The 20,196-nt window shown below is 46.5% G+C and carries 14 protein-coding genes; 2 read left to right on the forward strand and 12 right to left on the reverse strand.

The window, feature by feature from the left end:
* Positions 1-195: 195 nt before the first annotated feature.
* From LZZ85_RS05715 to LZZ85_RS05725, 3 genes are all read right to left on the reverse strand, one after another.
* Complete coding sequence (locus tag LZZ85_RS05715; protein ID WP_237869497.1) at positions 196-1,629, reverse strand: TolC family protein; 1,434 nt, start codon at positions 1,627-1,629, stop codon at positions 196-198.
* The gene (locus LZZ85_RS05720) at positions 1,622-4,789 is read right to left on the reverse strand and encodes an efflux RND transporter permease subunit (RefSeq protein ID WP_237869499.1); all 3,168 of its coding nucleotides are present in this window, start codon (positions 4,787-4,789) and stop codon (positions 1,622-1,624) included. Before LZZ85_RS05720 ends, LZZ85_RS05715 begins: the two co-directional genes overlap by 8 nt.
* Positions 4,790-4,943: 154 nt before the next feature.
* Positions 4,944-6,026 carry an efflux RND transporter periplasmic adaptor subunit gene (locus LZZ85_RS05725; protein WP_237869501.1) on the reverse strand — a complete coding sequence of 361 codons (1,083 nt, stop codon included), beginning with the start codon at positions 6,024-6,026 and terminating at the stop codon, positions 4,944-4,946.
* Between LZZ85_RS05725 and LZZ85_RS05730 the strand changes: the two genes are divergently transcribed.
* Entirely contained in the window at positions 6,010-6,156 is a 147-nt protein-coding gene (locus LZZ85_RS05730) for a hypothetical protein (protein WP_237869503.1), read from the forward strand. The genes LZZ85_RS05725 and LZZ85_RS05730 overlap by 17 nt on opposite strands.
* Before the next feature lie 72 nt (positions 6,157-6,228).
* On the opposite strand, the gene LZZ85_RS05735 is transcribed toward LZZ85_RS05730, so the two are convergent.
* From LZZ85_RS05735 to LZZ85_RS05765, 7 genes are all read right to left on the reverse strand, one after another.
* The gene (locus LZZ85_RS05735) at positions 6,229-6,609 is read right to left on the reverse strand and encodes a hypothetical protein (RefSeq protein ID WP_237869505.1); all 381 of its coding nucleotides are present in this window, start codon (positions 6,607-6,609) and stop codon (positions 6,229-6,231) included.
* Positions 6,610-6,912: 303 nt separating this feature from the next.
* Complete coding sequence (locus tag LZZ85_RS05740; RefSeq protein WP_237869507.1) at positions 6,913-9,849, reverse strand: DUF4132 domain-containing protein; 2,937 nt, start codon at positions 9,847-9,849, stop codon at positions 6,913-6,915.
* Between the two features lie 12 nt (positions 9,850-9,861).
* Positions 9,862-10,998, reverse strand: coding sequence for a VWA domain-containing protein (locus LZZ85_RS05745; protein WP_237869509.1), 1,137 nt, complete (start codon positions 10,996-10,998; stop codon positions 9,862-9,864).
* A complete protein-coding gene (locus LZZ85_RS05750; protein ID WP_237869511.1) occupies positions 10,999-13,272 on the reverse strand; it encodes a DUF5682 family protein in 2,274 nt (757 codons plus the stop codon).
* 131 nt (positions 13,273-13,403) lie between these two features.
* Positions 13,404-14,489 (reverse strand): ATP-binding protein, encoded by a 1,086-nt coding sequence (locus LZZ85_RS05755; protein WP_237869513.1) that lies wholly within the window; start codon positions 14,487-14,489, stop codon positions 13,404-13,406.
* 10 nt (positions 14,490-14,499) lie between these two features.
* The gene (locus LZZ85_RS05760; RefSeq protein WP_237869515.1) at positions 14,500-15,984 is read right to left on the reverse strand and encodes a DUF5691 domain-containing protein; all 1,485 of its coding nucleotides are present in this window, start codon (positions 15,982-15,984) and stop codon (positions 14,500-14,502) included.
* 3 nt (positions 15,985-15,987) lie between these two features.
* Positions 15,988-17,289 (reverse strand): SWIM zinc finger family protein, encoded by a 1,302-nt coding sequence (locus LZZ85_RS05765; RefSeq protein ID WP_237869517.1) that lies wholly within the window; start codon positions 17,287-17,289, stop codon positions 15,988-15,990.
* Positions 17,290-17,454: 165 nt separating this feature from the next.
* Here LZZ85_RS05765 and LZZ85_RS05770 point away from each other — a divergent pair, with 165 nt between their 5' ends.
* Positions 17,455-17,946, forward strand: a complete 492-nt coding sequence (locus LZZ85_RS05770) for a YfbM family protein (protein ID WP_237869519.1) — start codon at positions 17,455-17,457, stop codon at positions 17,944-17,946.
* Positions 17,947-17,997: 51 nt separating this feature from the next.
* Here LZZ85_RS05770 and LZZ85_RS05775 read toward each other — a convergent pair whose 3' ends face one another.
* Both LZZ85_RS05775 and LZZ85_RS05780 read right to left on the reverse strand, forming a co-directional pair.
* Positions 17,998-18,486, reverse strand: a complete 489-nt coding sequence (locus tag LZZ85_RS05775) for a hypothetical protein (RefSeq protein ID WP_237869521.1) — start codon at positions 18,484-18,486, stop codon at positions 17,998-18,000.
* Positions 18,487-18,536: 50 nt separating this feature from the next.
* Positions 18,537-19,964, reverse strand: a complete 1,428-nt coding sequence (locus tag LZZ85_RS05780; RefSeq protein WP_237869523.1) for a DUF4932 domain-containing protein — start codon at positions 19,962-19,964, stop codon at positions 18,537-18,539.
* Positions 19,965-20,196: the final 232 nt, after the last annotated feature.

Consider the following 20,196-nt stretch of genomic DNA (forward strand, 5'->3'; position numbering starts at 1 on the left):
AACTGTCGTTGAGATCCGGGGATTGTATTGCAGAAGTGTTCCTGCGTCTGATCTTGCTCTGCGTTTCATAGCAGGAAAAACCTTTCCTTATCAGGTTTTTGTATCTGATCCGGATGGCTTGTAATTCGTTCGGATACATGATCAAAAAAAAGGCCGGCTATTACGCCGGCCATAGAGATAGAGCAGCCACCACAACTACTTCCATCCTCCACCAAGACTTCTGTATATCTGTACCACAGCACTCATCTGTTGCTGCTTTGTTTCGATCAATTCCAGTTTTGCTTCCAGTGCATCCCTTTGCGTCATCAGTACTTCGAGGTAGTCAGCGCGTGCATTCCTGAACAGGTCTCCCGAAATGTCGATCGACCTGGTGAGTGCATCTACCTGTTGTGATTTCAGTCCGTAGCTTTTTTCGAGATTCGAAATGCCTGATAAATTGTTTGATACTTCCAGGTAGGCGTTAAGGATCGTTCTTTCATAATTGAATAATGCCTGCACCTGTCTTGCATTCGCATTCAGGAATTCTGCTTTGATCGCGTTCCGGTTGATCAGAGGTCCCGCAATATCACCGGCAATTGAATACAGGATGGATTCAGGAGCACGAAACAGGTAGGCCGGATTGAATGCCTGGAAACCTACACCTGCTGAAATCCCCAGTGAAGGGTAGAACTCAGCGCGTGCCACTTTTACATCCAGTTTGGCTGCCGCAAGATCAAGCTCCGCCTGTTTGATGTCAGGACGGTTCCCTAGCAATTGTGACGGAATCCCGGCTCTTACAGACGTTGGCACCAATGCAATAAAGTTCTTCTCCCTGGGAATGTCCTGTGGGAAACGTCCAAGAAGGAAGTTGATCCTGTTCTCTGTTTCTTTGATCTGCTGAAGAATATTGAATTCAAGACTTTGTGTTTTCAGCACCTCAGCCTGGAATTTCTGTACTGCCAATTCTGTTGCACGCATGGCTTCTTTCTGCACCCTGATGATCTCCAGCGCGTTTTTTTGGAGGTCGATATTTTGACGTACGATCTCCAGTTGATTGTCCAGTGCGAGTAATTCATAATAGGAATCTGCAATTTCCGCGATCAGATTAGTGATCACAAAATTCTTTCCTTCTTCTGTGGAAAGATAACGGGTGATTGCAGCCTTCTTTGAATTGCGCAGTTTTTTCCAGATATCCACTTCCCAGTTAGCTACAGCCGCAATCCGGAAATCGCCCAGTGGGTCGGGCATTTCCCTGCCGGGTTTGATCTCTGTTGAAGCATCACCAGCACCCTGGCTGGTATAGCGTCCTACTTTTTCCACGCCAACGCCGCCGCCTAACGTTACTGATGGAAGCAAGGCCTGCTGTTTCATCCGGATCTCGTTACGTGCGATCTCAACTTCCTGTAGTGTGATGTTCAGTTCCTGGTTATTCTTCAATGCTGTGTCGATCAGGTTCACCAGGTTTTGATCAGAGAAAAATTGTTTCCATTGTATCGATGCGCTGTTAGTCGTATCGATACTCTCTCCGCCAAAAGAAGCGGGTGTGTTTTTGTTTTCGTCCCGCTGTATGACTTTCGGGATATTGCAGCTTGCCATGACTGCGGTCATTCCCAGAACGCCGAGGCAATGAGTTATTTTCAGTTTAAACATTGTGTTCAATTTCTTCTGTTAAAGGATTTTCTTCTTCGTCTTTTATCAGTAACCGTTTCTCGGCGATCTTTCCAAATATGAAATACAGGCCGGGAATGATCAATACACCGAAGATGGTACCGAGTAGCATACCGCCAGCTGCCGCTGTGCCGATCGTACGGTTGCCGATCCTTCCCGGGCCATTTGCAAACACCAGCGGGATCAGGCCGGCGATGAAGGCAAACGATGTCATAAGGATCGGACGGAATCTCACCTTCGCTCCTTCCATGGCGGCTTCTCTTACACTTGATCCGGAACGGTGTTTCTGAACAGCAAACTCAACGATCAGTACAGCGTTCTTTCCTAATAAGCCGATCAGCATCACCATCGCGATCTGCGCGTAGATATTATTTTCAAGTCCCATTAATTTCAACAGGAGAAATGCCCCGAATATACCTGTCGGTAATGAAAGGATCACAGACAAGGGGAGAATAAAGCTTTCGTATTGCGCCGCAAGGATCAGGTATACGAAACCGAGACAGATCAGGAATATCCAGACCGCGCCGTTCCCCTGCGCCACTTCATCCTTAGAGATACCCGCCCAGTCGATCCCAAAGCCTCGCGGCAAAGTTTTCGCTGCTACCTCATTGATCACTGCGATCGCTTCACCGCTACTGTAGCCTGGGGCTGCGGAGCCGCTGATCTCAGAAGTATTGTACATGTTGTGCCGTGTGATCTCCGACAGGCCATATACTTTTTCCATTTTCATGAAGGCCGAGAATGGAACCATTTCGTCCTTGTCATTCTTCACATATAATTTCAGGATATCATCAGGAAGAGCGCGGTATTGCGCACCAGCCTGCACGATCACTTTGTATTGGCGGCCGAAGTTGATAAAGCTGATCTCATAGTTTGAGCCTACTAATGTCGACAGCGTATTCATTGCATTCTCGATACTCACGCCTTTTTGCTGCGCGATATCATTGTCAACTTTCAGCATGTACTGGGGGAAGCTGGCGCTATAGAAACTAAAGATAGAGGTAAGCTCTTTTCTTTTTTTCAACTCTTCTACAAAATCATTGTTCACTTTTTCCATCAGCTTGTAGTTGCCGGAGCCTGCTTTATCAAGCAAGCGCAGTTCAAAGCCACCTGCTGCGCCATATCCTGGTACGGCCGGAGGAAGGAAGTATTCAATATTTGCACCAGTGATGTCTTTTGATTTTTCTTCCAGCTCTGCAATGATCTCCTGAACAGATTCTTTCCGGTCTTTCCAGTCTTTCAGATTCACCAGGCAGGTACCTGAGTTTGAGCCGGTGCCTTCTGTCAGGATCTCATAACCCGCCAGGGATGAAACGGACTGAACACCATCAATGTCCTCACAGATCTTCTGTAGTCTTTCAGAGATCTCGTTTGTTCTTTCCAGTGAAGATCCCGGAGGTGTTTGGATGATCGCATAGAACATACCCTGGTCTTCGTTCGGGATAAATCCAGAAGGCACGCTCTTGTTCAGGAAATAGGTGCCCACACAAAATGCAGCCAGCACTCCAAAAGTTACCGCTCTCCTGGAGATCACGTTATTCAGTATTCCTTCATATTTATCGGAAGTCCGGTTAAAGAGTTTGTTGAATCCTCCTATAAAACGGCTGACCGGTGTTCTCTTTTTCGGTTTACCATGATTGTTCTTTAATATCATCGCACATAATGCGGGCGTTAATGTCAACGCTACCACGCCGGAAAGAATGATCGCCGTTGCCATCGTGATCGAGAACTGGCGATAGAACATACCAACTGGTCCGGACATGAATGCAACCGGGATGAAAACGGCCGCCATCAGGAAGGTGATCGCGATGATAGCACCAGAGATCTCCTTCATGGCTTTTTTTGTCGCCTTTCGTGGCGAGAGATGTTCTTCTTCCATCTTCGCGTGCACGGCTTCGATCACCACGATTGCGTCATCTACTACCACACCGATCGCCAGCACCATCGCAAAAAGGGTAATGAGGTTCAGCGTGATATTGAAGTATTGCATGAACATGAATGTACCGATCAACGACACCGGCACTGCCATCGCCGGAATGATCGTCGATCGCCAGTCGCCCAGGAACAGGAATACTACCAGCCCTACCAGGATGAATGCTTCCACGAGTGTGTGCAATACTTTTTCGATAGAGGCGTCAAGGAATTTCGATACGTCATAGCTGATCTCGTATTTCATGCCTTTTGGAAAACTGCTGGCCTGGATCTCCTTCATCTTCTTCTTCACATTCTCGATGGTCTGGCTCGCATTACTGCCATATGATTGTTTCAGCACCAGTGCGGCAGAAGGCTTTCCATTCAGGTTGGAATAGATGTCGTACATAGAACTGCCAAACTCAACGTCTGCTACATCTTTCAGCCGAAGAAGTTCACCGTTGGAACTTGATCTTACCACTACATTCTCATACTGCTCTTTTGTAGTGAATCGCCCTGAATATTTCAATACGTATTCAAATGACTGGGATCTTTTCCCGGAGCTTTCTCCTGTTTTACCTGGTGAAGCTTCGAGGCTTTGTTTGCTCAGCGCTTCCATCACTTCATCCGCAGAGATCTTATATGCCAGCATGCGGTCAGGTTTCAGCCAGATGCGCATGGCATATTCGCGGTTACCGAGAATGTCTGCATAACCCACGCCATCCACACGTTTCAGCTCTGAAAGAATATTGATGTCCGCGAAGTTGAACAGGAATTTCTGATCTGTATTGGCATCTTCACTATACAGGTTGATATACATCAGCATATTTGATTCCTCCCTGCTGATCTTAACACCTTCGCGTACTACCAGTGGGGGAAGTTTATTCACTACCGAGGCCACGCGGTTCTGTACGTTAAGAGAGGCTACGTTTGGATCTGTACCAAGGTTGAAGATCACCTGTATGGTGGCTTCACCGTCATTACCGGCATCAGAAGCCATGTATTTCATGCCGGGTACGCCGTTGATCGCCCGTTCAAGAGGAATGATCACGGATTTGATCATGAGTTCGTTGTTTGCTCCCGGATAGTCAACCACCACATTCACTTTGGGCGGTGAGATCGAAGGGAACTGTGTTACCGGCAAGCCGGTGATGGCCAGCACACCCAGGAATACGATGATCAGGGATATGACGATGGAGAGGACCGGCCGTTGTATGAATCTGCTAAACATGGGACGCTGATTTATTTACGCTGATTACGCGAATTGGTGTGTCTGGAATGGAAGAGATATTGTTTTTCGGGCAATAAATTGTCTGCCTGCTTGTAAAAACAGTACGATCAGCAGGCGCCAATTCGCGAAATCCGCGTTATTTATTTGTGTATTGTTACTCCGCTTTAAGTCTGAGGTGTGCAATGACTTCCTCGGGCTTTTCAAATTCGTAAGCGATGACCTCATCATCTTTTACTTTTTGAACACCTTCGAGTAAGATCTTGTCGCCATCAGCGAGGCCACTGCTTACGACGTAGAGGTCGGGCATGCTTCCGGTGATGGTGATATTGCGGGATTCGAGTTTACCGTTTTTGTCAACTACGAAAACATAGATCTTGTCCTGTATTTCATACGTTGCTTTTTGAGGAATGACCAGTGCGTTTTTCATTGGCATGGTCAGTTTTACTTTGCCGGTTTCGCCATGTTTCAGCAACCGGTCAGGGTTAGGGAAGATGGCGCGGAAGGCAATATTGCCCGTTTCGCTGTCAAACTCACTCTCAATCACTTCTACTTTACCTGGTTTGGAAAGAAAGGTGCCGTTTGCAAGCAGGAGATTTACTTCTGCGCTGCCGCGGTTTTTTGTGTTTGTCTGATAATCGAGATATTCCGGTTCTGATACATTGAAGTACGCGAACATCTGGCTGTTGTCTGAAAGGCTGGTGAGCAGTTCCCCTTCATCAATGAGGCTTCCAAGTTTTTTGGGAAGACGATCGATCGTTCCATCAAAAGGTGCGCGGATCTCAGTGAAGGAGAGATGAAGCTTTGCGAGTGCGATCTCGGCATTAGCCTGGTCAAGCTTAGCCTGCGCCATTGCCTGCTCATTTTTTGAAACGATATTTTTATCAGCGAGTGTTTTTGCATTCTGAAGTTCGATCTCTGCTGCTTTTCCTTCTGCCTGTGCTTTCAGCAATTCCGCTTCATATAATTTAGGCATGATGCGGAACAGGATCTGCCCGGCTTTTACAAATTGCCCTTCGTCAACATAGATATTCTGCAAAAATCCTTTTTCCTGGGCGCGGATCTCAATGTTACGTACAGAGCGGATCTGGGAAACATATTCTTTGGTGAAGGATGTGTCTACACGAACCGGGCTTGTTACGAGGTATTTGGAAACTTCTTCTTTTTCAGCTGATTTGGCTGCGCAACTGGTCAGGCCAACGATGGCTGCAAAACCTGCGAAAATGGCTATTCTTTTCATAAAACTAAAAATGAGGATTGATCTGTTGAATGTGTTGTTAAGGTTGTATTCTTATAGCAGGCAGATCGTTAGCGGCGAACTGTTATTCCGCGAAGCGGAGGTTTTATTCCTGATGACAGGATCGTTATAGCAAACGTTAGAGGTCTGTAAATAATGGAGTGATCAGTTTGTGCAGGATGTGTACAAACCGGAAGAGGGGAGCTCAGATCTTGAAGACGCGCTGATGTATATACTTGTCGGATTGTTTTGGCCAGTATGAAGGGGCTGTACCAATTATAGTGAGGCCGGAATTATCTGCGTTGTCATCAGCAATGAAGGAATGGTACCAGGCGAATTTTGATCTCCGGTTATTGGCGTCGTTGCATTCTTCTTCGAGTTCGTCTGCGATGAGCAGTTCCGTATCAATATCTATTGTTGGCTGATTTGCCTTAAGAACGGAAGCAAGATCATTCCGTTTGGCGTCAATCTCGTGATGATAGGTACGGGTATAGCAGCAACCTTTGGACCGGTAACCGGCGCAGGCCCGGTCGGCGCCACCGATCAGGAACATGCAAAGGGTGATGATGAATACTGCTATTTTCATTTGAAATCAAAAATAGAAAAGATTGTGGCGGGAAAGAATAGGGCATGCCTTAAGATATGTAAACGATTGGTTAATGGGGGCGTTAACGGTGGGTTTTGCTAACGGGCGTTAATGCGGGACATGCCGGGAAAGAGGTCTGTCAAAGGCAATGTAAACCTGGTAAATGAATGTTTCAATCTAACTAACCTGGCAGCGGAAGTAAGAGGCGTTTAATGCAGTTCTTTCCGCCATCACGGTAAAAAATAAACCTGAAGCGGAATAGCGGAAAGGAAGTATTTCAAAAGTATATTCTCTTGTTGACGGTCATTCTTCTTTTAGTTTTATGGCTTCGACTGCGGCCAGCATTTCACTCAGGAAGATTGGTGGTAAATCTTTTGGTGTGACCAATGCTTCGTCATTCTCATCTTTCGGGTGATAGTAGTAACGGCTTTTTATCTTTTCCTGCCGGACGATAAACAAAGGTCCAAGACTTTCATCCTGCGTCCATCCGAAACCTGCGCCGACGCCTTCAACTTTCAGCATGGCTTCCAGTTTTAGCGTTGTATGTATAAGATAGAACGTGTCGATCATGCCGCCATCGAGCGCTGGCCCTGCTCGCCAGCCAAATCGTTCTAAGGTACTGCGGATAGAGCCTGTAACGGTTTTTTTACCATCATAGCGTCGAATGATCTTCGCATTCATTTCTTCACTGGTCAGTTCAACAGACAAGCGTTCCAATTGCGGGAAGACTGCGTCGATGGACAGGTCGAAGAAAAGTTGCTTCCATTGATGGAGAAGTGATGGCTCAAGCTCTGTTGGGTGAATGATTCCGATCAGCGCGTTTTCATTCAGAGAGATCTCTTCGCTGTTCACATCGATCAGGCTGGTGTCTTCATTGCATAAAAATGTTTGAACTAATTTCCCCTTTTCGTCATACACGCCCCAAAGTATTTTCGTTGCATAAATGAACATGACAGGGTTCCGCAGGAAGAATTGCTCCCACTGTTCCATTGTCCATTTTCTTTGTATCTGTAGATAATACTCCAGCCTTGGTGATTGTGATTTTACAATATCGCGTACCTCTTTCGCAATTGCTTTGAATTCATCTTTCAGTTCGGCGGAAGCCGATGCGGGGATCGCTTTGAGCTTTTTATTATCGTCATTAAAAAACGCGATCTTGAATTTGCTGTCGATAAAGGCACGGAATTCTTCGCCTTCAATGGTGAAATGCCTGAATAATCCGTCGAATCCAAAATCGGGAACGATCCTGTCGCCGAGTTCATGTGTGCTGATGCCGAGTTCTTCTGCTGCCGTTTCCAGTGCAGTCAATGCCGCGGCGCCGACATTTGCTTTTTTGTTCTTGTATTTACGGCTGTACCATTCCACCCAACGGAGTGCTTTATCACTTCCCTGCAAAGCAAGAGCGCCGATGCCCATTTCTGCCATTTTCCAGCGGCTTTCATCGATCCAGCGATTGATCGCGGCTTTTATTTTGTCGATCACTGGGTCATCTCCTAATAAGGCGGTAAGGGCGAGCGCATATTTCTGATCAGCTTTTGCACCGGAGTCCATGTACTGATTCATCAGCGACGATGCAAATGCGCCCGACCTTTTCCTGTCAATGATCTGCAGGATGGGTTTTACTTCAATATCTGAACGCATTGTTTTTACACGGCTCATCCTGTAAAAAAGAAATCTTACCGTATCTGCATTGAGTTGGTTTCCGGAAAGGTCAAACAACGCGGGTAGTTTGGCTTCGTCCATCCATTCTTCAGCAGGTTTTTCAAGGCGCCCACGGAGTTTGGCTGCTTCGACCACGGCAGTAAGATATTCCTGATCTGCGGCCGCAGGAATTGTAGCAGCAAGTGCTTCCAGCAGAACATCCCGGGTGTTATCATTTTTTTCCAGGTCGAGGACGCTGCGGATCGCCTGAAGCGCACTTTGGCTACCTGTCAACGAGAGGATCAGCGCAGCGGTATGCCGCGAATCTGCGTTTCGCTGTTTCAGCAGGCTTATGGCTTTTTGCTCAGCGTCAGGGTCGCCGGCTACCAGCGATTGAGCCACCAGTTCTTTTATCGCTTTCGGTTTGCTGGAGGTAAGTTTCCACAGCAGGGCCAGGTGGTGACCTGCACTCTGATGTCCAAGCAGATTGATCAGTTCCCGTTGTAAATCTATATCGGCACTTCCGTCCAGTAATGCCTGCTCCATATACGGAAAGGCATCTTTTCCGAGTTGTTGATGAATGATCCTGAAGGTTTCTTCGCTTAACCGGATCTTTCGTTTCGCGCTGTGATCCAGTAACGTTGTGGCGGAGATACGGTCAAATGTCAATAATACCAGATAAGCAAAAGAGCTGTATTTTAAATATCCGATCTGCTCTCCGTTAAAGACTCCGAAATGTGTTCCATACTCCCACTTGTCATAAAAATTTATCTGATATGTCAGGTACGTTTTCGCGAGGTCTGTCACCAGACTTTTCCAGTTATCCGGGGATAATTCATATAATCGAAAAGCAGCGTCAAGTTTCTTTTGAAGCAATCTTGCATCATCCTGGTCATTGGTTTTGAGGAATTCAGCAATGACAGAAAGATATGCGCCCTCCTTGTGGTCAATGAATTTTATCAATGTTTTCCAATCATCGGCCAGTATGCATTCCCTGATATATTCCGGAATGAAATCCGGCCGCACTTCTTCTATTAAATGAAAATGGCTCCAGGTCCATCTACCGGGAGAATAAGCCATAAATGCCTGAAGCGATGGCAACTGTTTGCTTTTTTGAAGATAGGTTGTGAGAAATGCTTTCACTGCGCCATCGCTCTTTTTTGAGGTGGGCATTGCATCCTGCGGATATTGCATCAATCCGGAAAACAGGTTTGAACTGTTCATTCCATATTGTGACAGATAGGTTTGAACTGCATTCAACGCGCTGACTGTGTCCTTTCGGATCGCATACTGATACAGCCAGGAGATAAAGTGGGGAGTTATTAAAGGGGCATAGTAGGGATGCTGAACGAGGTCGATGATCAGGCGATCATTAGCGGAAGGGTTTTCAATATCTTCCAGCAACTTTAATAAAAGAACGCAAACATACAGGGAAACATCCTGTTTGGGAGACGCAAGTGTATTGGTTCTTCCGGTAAGATAATCCATGACATAATTATAGTTGTCGCTGGAATGAAAGCTATCGTAGAGATTGCCATAACCAACAGTTCCGATCTCGCTTTTCAGAGTTTCGTCTACTTGCTGGAGGGTGAATGCCATACTGGTCAGGGGTTATTTTTTTATTGATAGATCTTCTTTTGCCGCCCAAAGACTGATATCCTGCTTTGATAGGGCCGCCGCCATCAGATCAGGAAATTTATCCGGTGTACATGCAAATACCGGTACACCCAGGTCCGCAAGGAATTTTGCATTTGCATGATCGTATGCCGGCGCTCCATCATCATTCAATGCCAGCAACACCACCAGCTGTACTCCAGCTGAAACCATCTCCGCTGCTTTCTTCCGCATGCCTGCTTCGTCACCGCCTTCATAAAGATCTGTGATCAATACCATCACCGTATCGGCCGGTCGGGTGATGATCTGCTGGCAATAACTTAGCGCCGCATGTATATCCGTTCCGCCGCCAAGTTGTACACCAAATAACAGGTCAACCGGGTCCGCAAGCTCTTCTGTAAGATCTGCCACGGTTGTATCGAATACCACCATCTTTGTTTTTACCGAAGGGATAGAGGCCATCACCGAACCAAAGATGCCGGAGTAAACAACGGAAGTTCCCATCGATCCGCTTTGATCAAGGCAAAGTACCACGTCTTTCAATGCCGTACGCTTGCGGCCATAACCGATCCTTGTTTCCGGAATGATCGTTTTGTATTCAGGTTGATAATGCTTCAGGTTCTTTTTGATGGTTTCATGCCAGTTGATCTCGTTATGACGCGGACGACGGTTTCTGGCCGAGCGGTTCAGGCTTCCCGCAATAGCCTGTTGCATCGGTTGCGAAAGTTTTTGCAAAAGATCGTCGACTACTTTCTTCACCACCTGACGGGCTGTATCTTTTGTCTTCTCCGGGATCACTTTGCTTAAGGTCATTAAGGTGGCAACCATATGCACATCGGCCTGCACATTTTCCAGCATCTCCTTTTCCAGCAGCATCTGTGTAAGGTTGAGGCGTTTTACGGCATCGGTTTGCATTACCTGCACAACAGTGTTCGGAAAGAAGCTTCGGATATCGCCAAGCCAGCGGCTGACATTTGGAGAGGAAGGGCCAAGGCCTCCGGTCCGCTCGTTGTCATACAACGCCTCCAGTGTCTGATCCATTTTCAGTTCATTGCCTGTAAGCGAAACTCCTGTTCCGTCACTTTTACCGCCGAGGATCAATCTCCATCTTTTTAATGCCTGATCTTGCTGCATTTAGTTATTGTTATGACCGAGTAATTGTAGTATCACGGGAATCCCCTTCATCGCTCTTTCTTCGTCTATATCGGTTTCCCTTGCGCGTATAGTTGTTACGTTTCCTGTTTTTGCTTTCTCGCCAAGTTTTCTGCGTTCAGCTGGAGTGAATTCAGCAACGCTTCGTCGCAGTAGCGGTAATACCTGGGTAAATGATTCTTCTTCCAGCTGCCCGATCCATTGATGTACAATATTCCAGATATCATTGTCCAGCAGCAGAAGGGTTCCGCTTCCTTTTAGAAAACCTTCGAGCCATGCAGCTGCAGCTGCCGGAACAGATGCGGTTGACATCGCATAATAAAACGCCTTTACCAGTGCTTCTCCTTCGAGTATTTTATAATCTGCGAGCAAACGGGTTGCATAACCTGCAATGATCGCAGCGGTGTTGTTATTCTCCGCAACTGTTGTCAGGGTTTGCTGCCACTGACGGCTGACCTCTTCATTCTGTAAAAGGCTCACTGAATCATTCAGGGTAGCGAGAAGACCGACAAGATTCGTAGCGCTTTCATCATCTATACCCGTACAGGCGGCAGGCAGGCTGATACATATGCGCGTGATCATGCTTGTGGCAATGCCGGAAACCAGCTCCGCGTCTGTTTTGCGGACATTACCATAACGCGTAACACTTACCAGTCCCGGAACCACTTCCATTAATTGGATCACATCACCACTCGCTGCCGCGAGGGTGTTGATTTGTTTGATAAGTGCTTCTACTGCTTTGGGGAGTTCTGCGGGAATGCTTTCCTCCAACAGGGAGCAAACAACTTTGAGGGAAGTAGCCTGCGCGCTTTGTTCTTCCACGAACGTAGCTGCGGCTTCTTCTGTTGTATTGCCATATGTTCCTTTCTCGATGATCTCAATGGAAAATTCCGGCTGCCACTGTAAACGCCATTGCTCTTTGAATGTTCCTTTCCCGGAGGAGGCAGATGCCTGTCCCCAGTTAATGTTCAGCAATCGTAAGCGATGAAGAAGTATGCTTCGTTCCAGGTCATTCTCTTTACGCAGATCAAGTGTATAGTCTTTCCAGTCTGCTGTTGCCGGCAGCCGGAGTCTTTTCTGGGTCTTTTCTATATCTACCTGCAGCGGCGGTTTAGGGATCGTATCGGGGACCTGTCCAAGCCTGTCGCTGATCACCAATTCCCGGTTCACAAGGCTGAGAAGTATAGACTCTCCATTACATAATACACTTAAGGTTGCCTCATTCAGTTCGTCAAGGCCTGCTTTAGGGAGTTGCCGGAGCGAAGCGAGAGATTCTGCCAAACGAACTGCCTCTATCACGTGTGCAACCGAGGTGTCCATTTGTTTCTGGCGAAAAAGTTTTGCCACTTTAGCCATCCATAGGGTTCCATCATCTTCCGGATGTTGCCAGACATGTTCATACCATCCCGGGGAGAATACGCCGGCACCGTAGCCGCTGGTATAGCTAAGGCGGTTGTAAGTCCAGGGGATCCAGGTACAATCTATTTTTACTTTTGACAATCCTTTTAAGATATCATTATCCTGTTTTTGCGAAGGCATATTGATCAGTGCGGGAGCATGCCAGGCACCACAAATGACAACGATATTCTGGAACATTTCGCGTTCAGCCTGCCGGATCATTTTTCGCATATGGGCTTCCCGCGCCTGTTCAATGCGATCTTCTTTTTCGGGGAGAAGTTCTCTTAGTGTCCCCATCGCTTCGTTGATCGCTTCAAATACCTCTTCGTTTCCGATACGGTGTTCGAACATATGCTCCCACCATTTTTCTCCATCGTCATAACCTGCCGCTTCAGCGAGATAAGTGACCGGATCTTTTTTGATCTGAATGGTTATACCCTGTTCTTCTTCCTCTGTTGTCGTCTCTTCGGAAACGTTATTGACGGTATCACTGCCTTTACCGGAGAGGTCTTGTGATGGCTCCTCCGGGTTTGGCCTGCGAAGCGGGAACAAATTGCAAACGGGCAGATCCATGAATCTTACATGGATATTATTTCTTTTTGCATAAAGAATGGCCTGCCATTCGGGTGAAAAATCTGCGAAGGGGTAGAAGGAGGAATGTTGGGGAGCATCCGGCTGATAGCAGAGGATCGCGACCGGTGGTTTTAATTCCGTATCTGTTGCCATGGAAAGGATCTCATCTGCTTCGGGTGGGCCTTCTACCAGTACGATATCCGGCTTGTTGGCTTCCAGGAATGCTTTCACATTCCGCGCGGAGCCGGGGCCATGGTGCCGTATGCCTAGTATGTGTATTGCCATGAACTGCTTGGTTAAGAGTGAACGGTAATTGTTCGATGACCGTTTGCCGGAATACAGGATCTGATTACAGGAAATTCAGCACCTCGTTTGTGGCGTTAAATTCCCGCCAGACGAGTCATCGATCGTCAGCTCTACATGGAAGGAAGATCCCTGCAGGCTCTGTACACATCTTTCCATTCGTCACGTGGCTTGACAACTGTTTCGAGATATTCCTGCCAAACGATCTTATCCTGAACAGGATCTTTGACTACGGCACCCAGTATGCCCGCAGCAAGGTCGGCGGCTTTAATTTGTCCGTCTCCAAAATAAGCGGCCATTGCCAGGCCGTTGTTCACTACAGAAATTGCTTCCGCTGTGCTCAATGTGCCTGTTGGGATCTTGATCTTTGTTTTGCCATCCAGTGTTACGCCGCTGCGTAATTCGCGGAAGATCGTTACGATGCGGCGGATCTCCTGCAAAGCCGGTTTTTCTGCCGGCAATTCCATTACTTTTTCAAAACTTTCCACTCTTCGTCTTACGATATCGATCTCTTCATCGATGGAATCTGGAACGGGAAGGATCACTGTATTGAACCGGCGTTTCAATGCACTTGATAATTCATTCACACCCTTGTCCCGGTTATTGGCAGTAGCAATAATATTGAATCCCTTTACCGCCTGTATCTCTGTATTCAATTCAGGGACTGGTAATGTTTTTTCGGAAAGAATAGTGATCAGTGTATCCTGTACGTCTGCTCCGATGCGGGTGAGCTCTTCTATACGAGCGATCTTACCGTCTTTCATCGCCCTCATTACGGGTGTTTCAACGAGTGCTTTCTCTGATGGACCTTCCGCCAGTAGTTTGGCATAGTTCCATCCGTAGCGGACGGCTTCTTCGCCCGTTCCCGCCGTTCCCTGTATGATCAGGGTTGAATCTCCGCTGATCGCAGCCGCGAGATGCTCGCTGACCCAGCTTTTGGCTGTACCGGGTAAACCGTATAGCAACAAAGCCCGGTCGGTGGTTAACGTTGCCACAGCAATTTCCATCAGCCGTTTGCTGCCGATGTATTTTGGTGAGACCTCAAAACCATTTTTAAGTTTGCCGCCAACGAGATAAAGGACTACCGCTTGCGGCGACAGTTTCCAGTTTGTGGGTTTCTTCTCGTCATCCTGTTTGCGGATCTCTTCCAGTTCCTGTGCGTATAGATCTTCTGCATGCTGTCGTAAGATTGATGACATGACTGTTATTTTAAATGGTAAATGCGTTGTTGATTTGATTCTTGATGGCTAGTGTACGGCTGATCTCTTCACTCATGCCTGACCAAAGGGATCTTGAGTACTGATCTTCTGAAACCGGGTAGGAAGATAGTTCTGTTGAAACCGCAACAGGTATTTGAGCTATTACTTTCTGAAAAAAACCGACGTAAGGGTAGGGCTTTTTAGCAGCTTCCCGCAGGATCAGCCTTGTCATTTCCATGCTCCACGGTTCATCGGTCTCCTTTGCATAATCCATCACATCGTTGATGTTTTTTGCAAAGAAATGATTGATGTATGAATCACGCGGGGCAAGCGGAAGTAAGGGAAGCAATTCTTTTTGAAAAACGGATCTTCGCTGCGCGATAACATTGGCCCAGTTGCGGTCGCGGAAATTTGCTGCAGCTTTTGTCAGCGCGGGAAGAAGTTTTTTCCCCGTGTCTGTTTTTTCAAATAATTCAAGGAGCGCCTCTGCCGATAATTGAAACGTTTTCTCCCAGAATGATGGAGGGACATATTGCATTACCTGAAACACGACATATTCATCATCTGTCCAGGTCTTATCGCTGCTAAGTTTGTCAATCCCGGTTTTATATAAATCTTCACTGACTGCATCGGGCAGTTTGCACTGCAGTGTATTTTTCTTCGAAAACCCCAGCATGCTGGTTTCTTTTTGTATTGTGACGGCAGAGCGTAAAAATGATTCGTACATCAATACGATGGGCGAGCCGGGGATCGTTCTCAGTGATTCGAGTGCGAAAAGCTGGAGCTTTTTACTTTTTTCTTTTGATAAGCCTTCCAGGAAATCTATGTCAGATTCATCTGCAAATGGAGCAAGAATGCTTAACAGGACCAGTTTGGTTGCTGCATCTTCCTGTTGCCAGGTTTGACGGATCCACTCACGTGCTTTCAACGGATCAGTAACGAGTGTTTGCTGTAGTACTTCCTGTCGTTCTTCCAGTGAACCTGTTTGCCAGATCTCTTCCTGTGTTTGTTTGGCTGAAAAATCCCATGCGGTATTGAAGCCAGACAACCATTCTCCCCTTTTTCCAACGCAGGAGCTGATCAATAACCGGAGTTTTTTGTTACGCTCGCCGTTGATCAGCAGGGCGGGTACGAACCTGGCCGGTGCAATCTGCGTTCTGCTGTCACATCGCTCCAGCCAGTATTGCAACAGCGAGTGATTATCGTCCTGAAGCACATCTCTTAACGCCAGTGCTGCGTGGGTACTACAATATTTTTTTTCTTCGACGGGAGCTGCTGTGCCTGCGGTCTCTTTTTTGAGCGGAGAGATTCCACAACGCTGGTAATTGTAAAGCAGCGAGGCAAGCTGTAGAAACTGTTCTTCCCTGTTTTTTTCACTGCCAGTGATAATGCGGGTAGTTATTTCCGCAAGGGAAGCAGGGACACTGATGGTGTCCGGTTGCTTTTTATCCGTGCCTATCATGGCTATGTTGATAATGTCATCCCAGGCTTGCATTGTTTATATCATTTTATACTGCTCATTTAACCAGATGCCCAATGGTTCATATTGAACACCATTGCTTACAACGGCCATATCGTGTGGTTGCATGCCGGAAACAGCAAGGAGGTCCCAGATATTAGGGTAATGATCTTTTACTGCCATCATATATCCTTCGTTGTCGCGAAGCCACCATTGTTCATTATACCTCGCCAGAGTGAGATTGCTGACCAGGTAAGGGCGCTCGCTCCGGAAAGGAAGTAGACTGTTCAACCTCGTCTCTTCTTCAAGAACCGAGTGCCAGGTGTTGAATTTTTGTATGCTGTTAACCGCTGATGTAGTGATCTGTCTCTTGATAAGTGCGCGTAATGGAGCGGCTGAAGGGAAAAAGACCAATTCAGCCTCTACAAACATTCCTGCAGTAAAGTTGAATTGTAGTCCCTGGCCGCGGACAATAAACTGCAGTACTACGGCGTATCGGTTTGTTTTTGTACCGAACAGCCAGAATCTTTCTGTAACAATGCCATCGGTTTCGGAAGATTGTTTGCCCAGCACGAGCCAGGTATCCAGAACGCCGGTCTGTTCTTTTAATTCTTCCTGACTCTGGGTGAACCCGATAAATGCCCTCAGGTCCTGTTGCAATTCTTCCGGTACGGCAGTGGCATTTCTGTATCCGGAAATTACCAGGTAGATCTTTACAACCTGTTCCATGAATTTTGATTGCCATCCTTCTGTGTAGAAATCAGTTTCACTAAGCAGGCGGACCATACCTGCCAGCCCGGGAGCCTGTGCATCGATCATGCGGCGTGAAATGTTTTCGAAGAATGCAGTTCCTTTGTCAGGGATCCCCACAATCCCGTTGCGTATGATGTCTTTCAACCACGCTGTCAGTTCCTCAATGCCGTCGCTCACCTTTGTCTGACGCGCCTGTTGCCTTTTGGCCTGAGCTGCTTCGTCTACCGGCTTATCTGTTTTCTCCGTTTGCTTCTCTTGTTTTTGTTCGCGTTTATCCAGCCATTCGGTAACCCAGGATGGGGGTTCGCCCGTACCAAACAATGCCGGTTGGCGTGCGTGCAGAAGCAAAAGACCAAGCCCATGCTTGCAGGGGAATTTGCGGCTGGGACATGAGCACTTAAAGGCAATATTGTTGATGTCGATCTGTGTTTGATAAGGCTTGCTGCCACTTCCCTGGCATTCTCCCCATAGTGCTTTATCATTCATTCCTTTCGTCACCCATTTGGAGGGATTTGCAAGGTCCTTGCCTGATTTTTTTGAAGGTTCATCAGGTGCAAGCGCGAGTATTTGATCTTCGGAAAGGTTCAACGAAAAAATTTCGTCTAAAATAATAAAAAGGAGAACATTCTTCTACCTTTATTCTTCTTAAAACTGATGTCGGATTATGTAAGAAATAATATTTATTTATTGAAGGGTTTACATAGCTTCCGCATTTAACCGTTATCAAAATTCTCATTACAAAACTGATATGCCATGAGCATGATCTTTAATATACTTCGCGTTAGCGAAGCTGAACTGGACAGCTATTTGAAGGATAGTTCGCGACTGGAGGAAAGGCTGGATTCCATTGAAGAAGGAGACGCCAGTCTTGTAGATATAGATCAATCCTGGGAAGGAATTTTATTCCTGTTAACAGGCCAGAATCTGGAGCAGCTGGATCATCCGCTTGGGAAAGCTTTATTCAGCAACCAGCAAATAGATCAGCAACAGGATCTCGGATACGGCCCTGCTCAGTACCTTACGCCTGATCAGGTAAAAGAACTGGATAAAAAGCTTGCAGCAATCAGCGCTGAAGATTTTCGAAAAGGATTTGATAGCGATAAGATGAGTGAAATGGGCATACATCCTAATATCTGGTCGCAGGATTATGCATTGGATTATGTGAGCGAATACTTTGAATCGGTACAGGAAGTATTTGCCCTTGCATCGAAAAATGATGAGGCGATCATTACGTTTCTAAATTAGGCGGATAACGATTGTTGACGAAGGTCAACTATCTTAGTTGGTCAGTATACGCTACTGTGGAGTTTGCGTGAACGCGTGATAAAAGCGCATCAGGCTTTCTGATTTTCCTTTTGTAAAACGTTTGAACGTTTGTGTAAGCGGGTCTGCGACCAGTCCGTTTGATAATCGCAATACGATCGGTGATAACCGTACATTGGCAACGTTAGCATCTGCTTCTTTGATCCATTCCCCGCCGTGGTTAAAGATCATCACTTGTCCCACATAGCAGCCTGCCACAAAAATCGTTTCCGCGAATTTGTCAAGGGGAACGCCCTTCTTGTTAAAACGTTCAAGGAAATCGTCTACAAAAACCAGCGTGCCGATGGTATAGTTCAGTCCTACACGTTCATTATTGCGGATGATCTCTACGAACTGCTCTGCGAATGCAGCTGCATTTTCAGGAAGGATCTCATATTGCAGGTTCAATGTACGTTGCGGCATCGGGTTCTCCGGAGCCCGGGTGCCTTTAAATGCGGCGACCAGTCTTTGCAGGAAATTCATTGAGGTTGTTTTCGTTTACAAGTTACAATGAAATGCCGGAGATTGACCGTTTAACTTCCCTGTTTCTTACACCATTCCAGTATTGCCGGATACAGATCTACCAGTTTTTTTGGCTTATTTCCCTTAAAGAGTTTCATCAGCTCTTGGTTGAACTCGCGGAACTTGCTGAAATTGCGCGGGCCGGCCATCATTTCTTCCCGCTTTTGTATGACAAGATCCGCCGTTTCTTTATCATAATCATCATCCACATAAAGGCAAAATGCGGCCTGTGTCATGTATTCATTGAATACGGAGGAAGGGCTGCCATAATAACCTTTGCTGATGCCTGGCTTCACCCAGTAATCCCGGTTGGAGAAGATACTGTCAACAGTTGCCCGGAATTTGGAAGTTGTCGGGTTTACATAATTATGATCGATCTCTGTGAACACAATGCCAGACATCAAACCTTCACGCTGCTTTTCTGTGTAAGTAGTCACGCTGTCATAACGATCAGTTCCACAGATGAACATAACGTTTTCTGAAAACCATCCATCGTTGCTTTTTGCATGGTACTGTTGTGTACTGTGCGAGCCTCCGATCAGCGGTGAAAATACAATGCGGTATGATTGAAACTGTCTTCCGGGAAATTGACCCTCCAGCCATGTCCACATTTGTCTTACCGGCAACAGCTGTTGTTGTCTCGCAATCGCTTTTTTGTAATAAAGGAGATGCTTTTGATAGAACTCCCGGAACTTAGATTTGGCGGCGAAGTCTTCTGCCAGGGGTTTCATTTTCCCAAACAAACTACTATCGGCCAGTTCATCCCCGAAAACATAATAATACGGACCATTGAACAGCAGGCGGTTATTTTTTAAGGTTTTATCAAAATTGAATGCAAAACTGTTTTCCCTGAACTGGTAGTATTTATCGTAATAGATGCTATCCGGGAAATCGAGGGATTTAAGAACCGGATGATCCATCCATGGTTTGAAATAAGCCGCTACTTCTTTAAAGTAATCATTTTGTTTATTAAGGTCAGTTGCGCGCTGGCCGCCCGGAGAAAGCGTCCAGATGATATTGGCCAGTTCATAACTTTCTGGAATATCGAACTGTATACTGCCTGTATTTTTCTTTATATAATCCGGGGGAAAATAGCAGTTTATTTCATTGAAATGAAGGCGGAACCTGGTTTTTCCCTTTGGCGATTCAATATTGAAATAGACATTTTGTCCGTAAGGAACCCGATTGTGGTATTTGATCCTGATGCTGTCTTTACCGTAATACAGTGTTGCATAATCATCCATTGTAGCATCGGTTCCGCTGTCAGATTCGGTTGTACTGCTGACCTTCCGGGGGAATTTCCTGTCGAAACCTTTATATGCAATGGTAAACGTATCGTTTTCGCACCAAAGGGTTTTAGGATAGGTCTCTTCCGAGATTTGCCCGGCAACATTAAGGCATACAGCAAACAGGAAAGACACAAGAAATGTGAATCTCATAGCAGTTTGATTTAAGGTTTAAAATTTGTCCAGGAGGTAGGCAGGGCCGGAGGATGTATGTTAAACGAACGGTTTCGCGAATTCGTATGTCTGGTCTTGAGAACAACAGTTATTGAACCAGCCCATCGGTCACCAGCTGAAGAGATATTGATAATATCACGCGATTGGTTCTATTCGAAAACGGGCAGCGCTGCTGCTGTTCAGAAAAGAGAGGGCATTACGCCGGTTGTAC

This window comes from Terrimonas ginsenosidimutans, assembly GCF_022012415.1.
Lineage (GTDB): Bacteria > Bacteroidota > Bacteroidia > Chitinophagales > Chitinophagaceae > Terrimonas_A > Terrimonas_A ginsenosidimutans.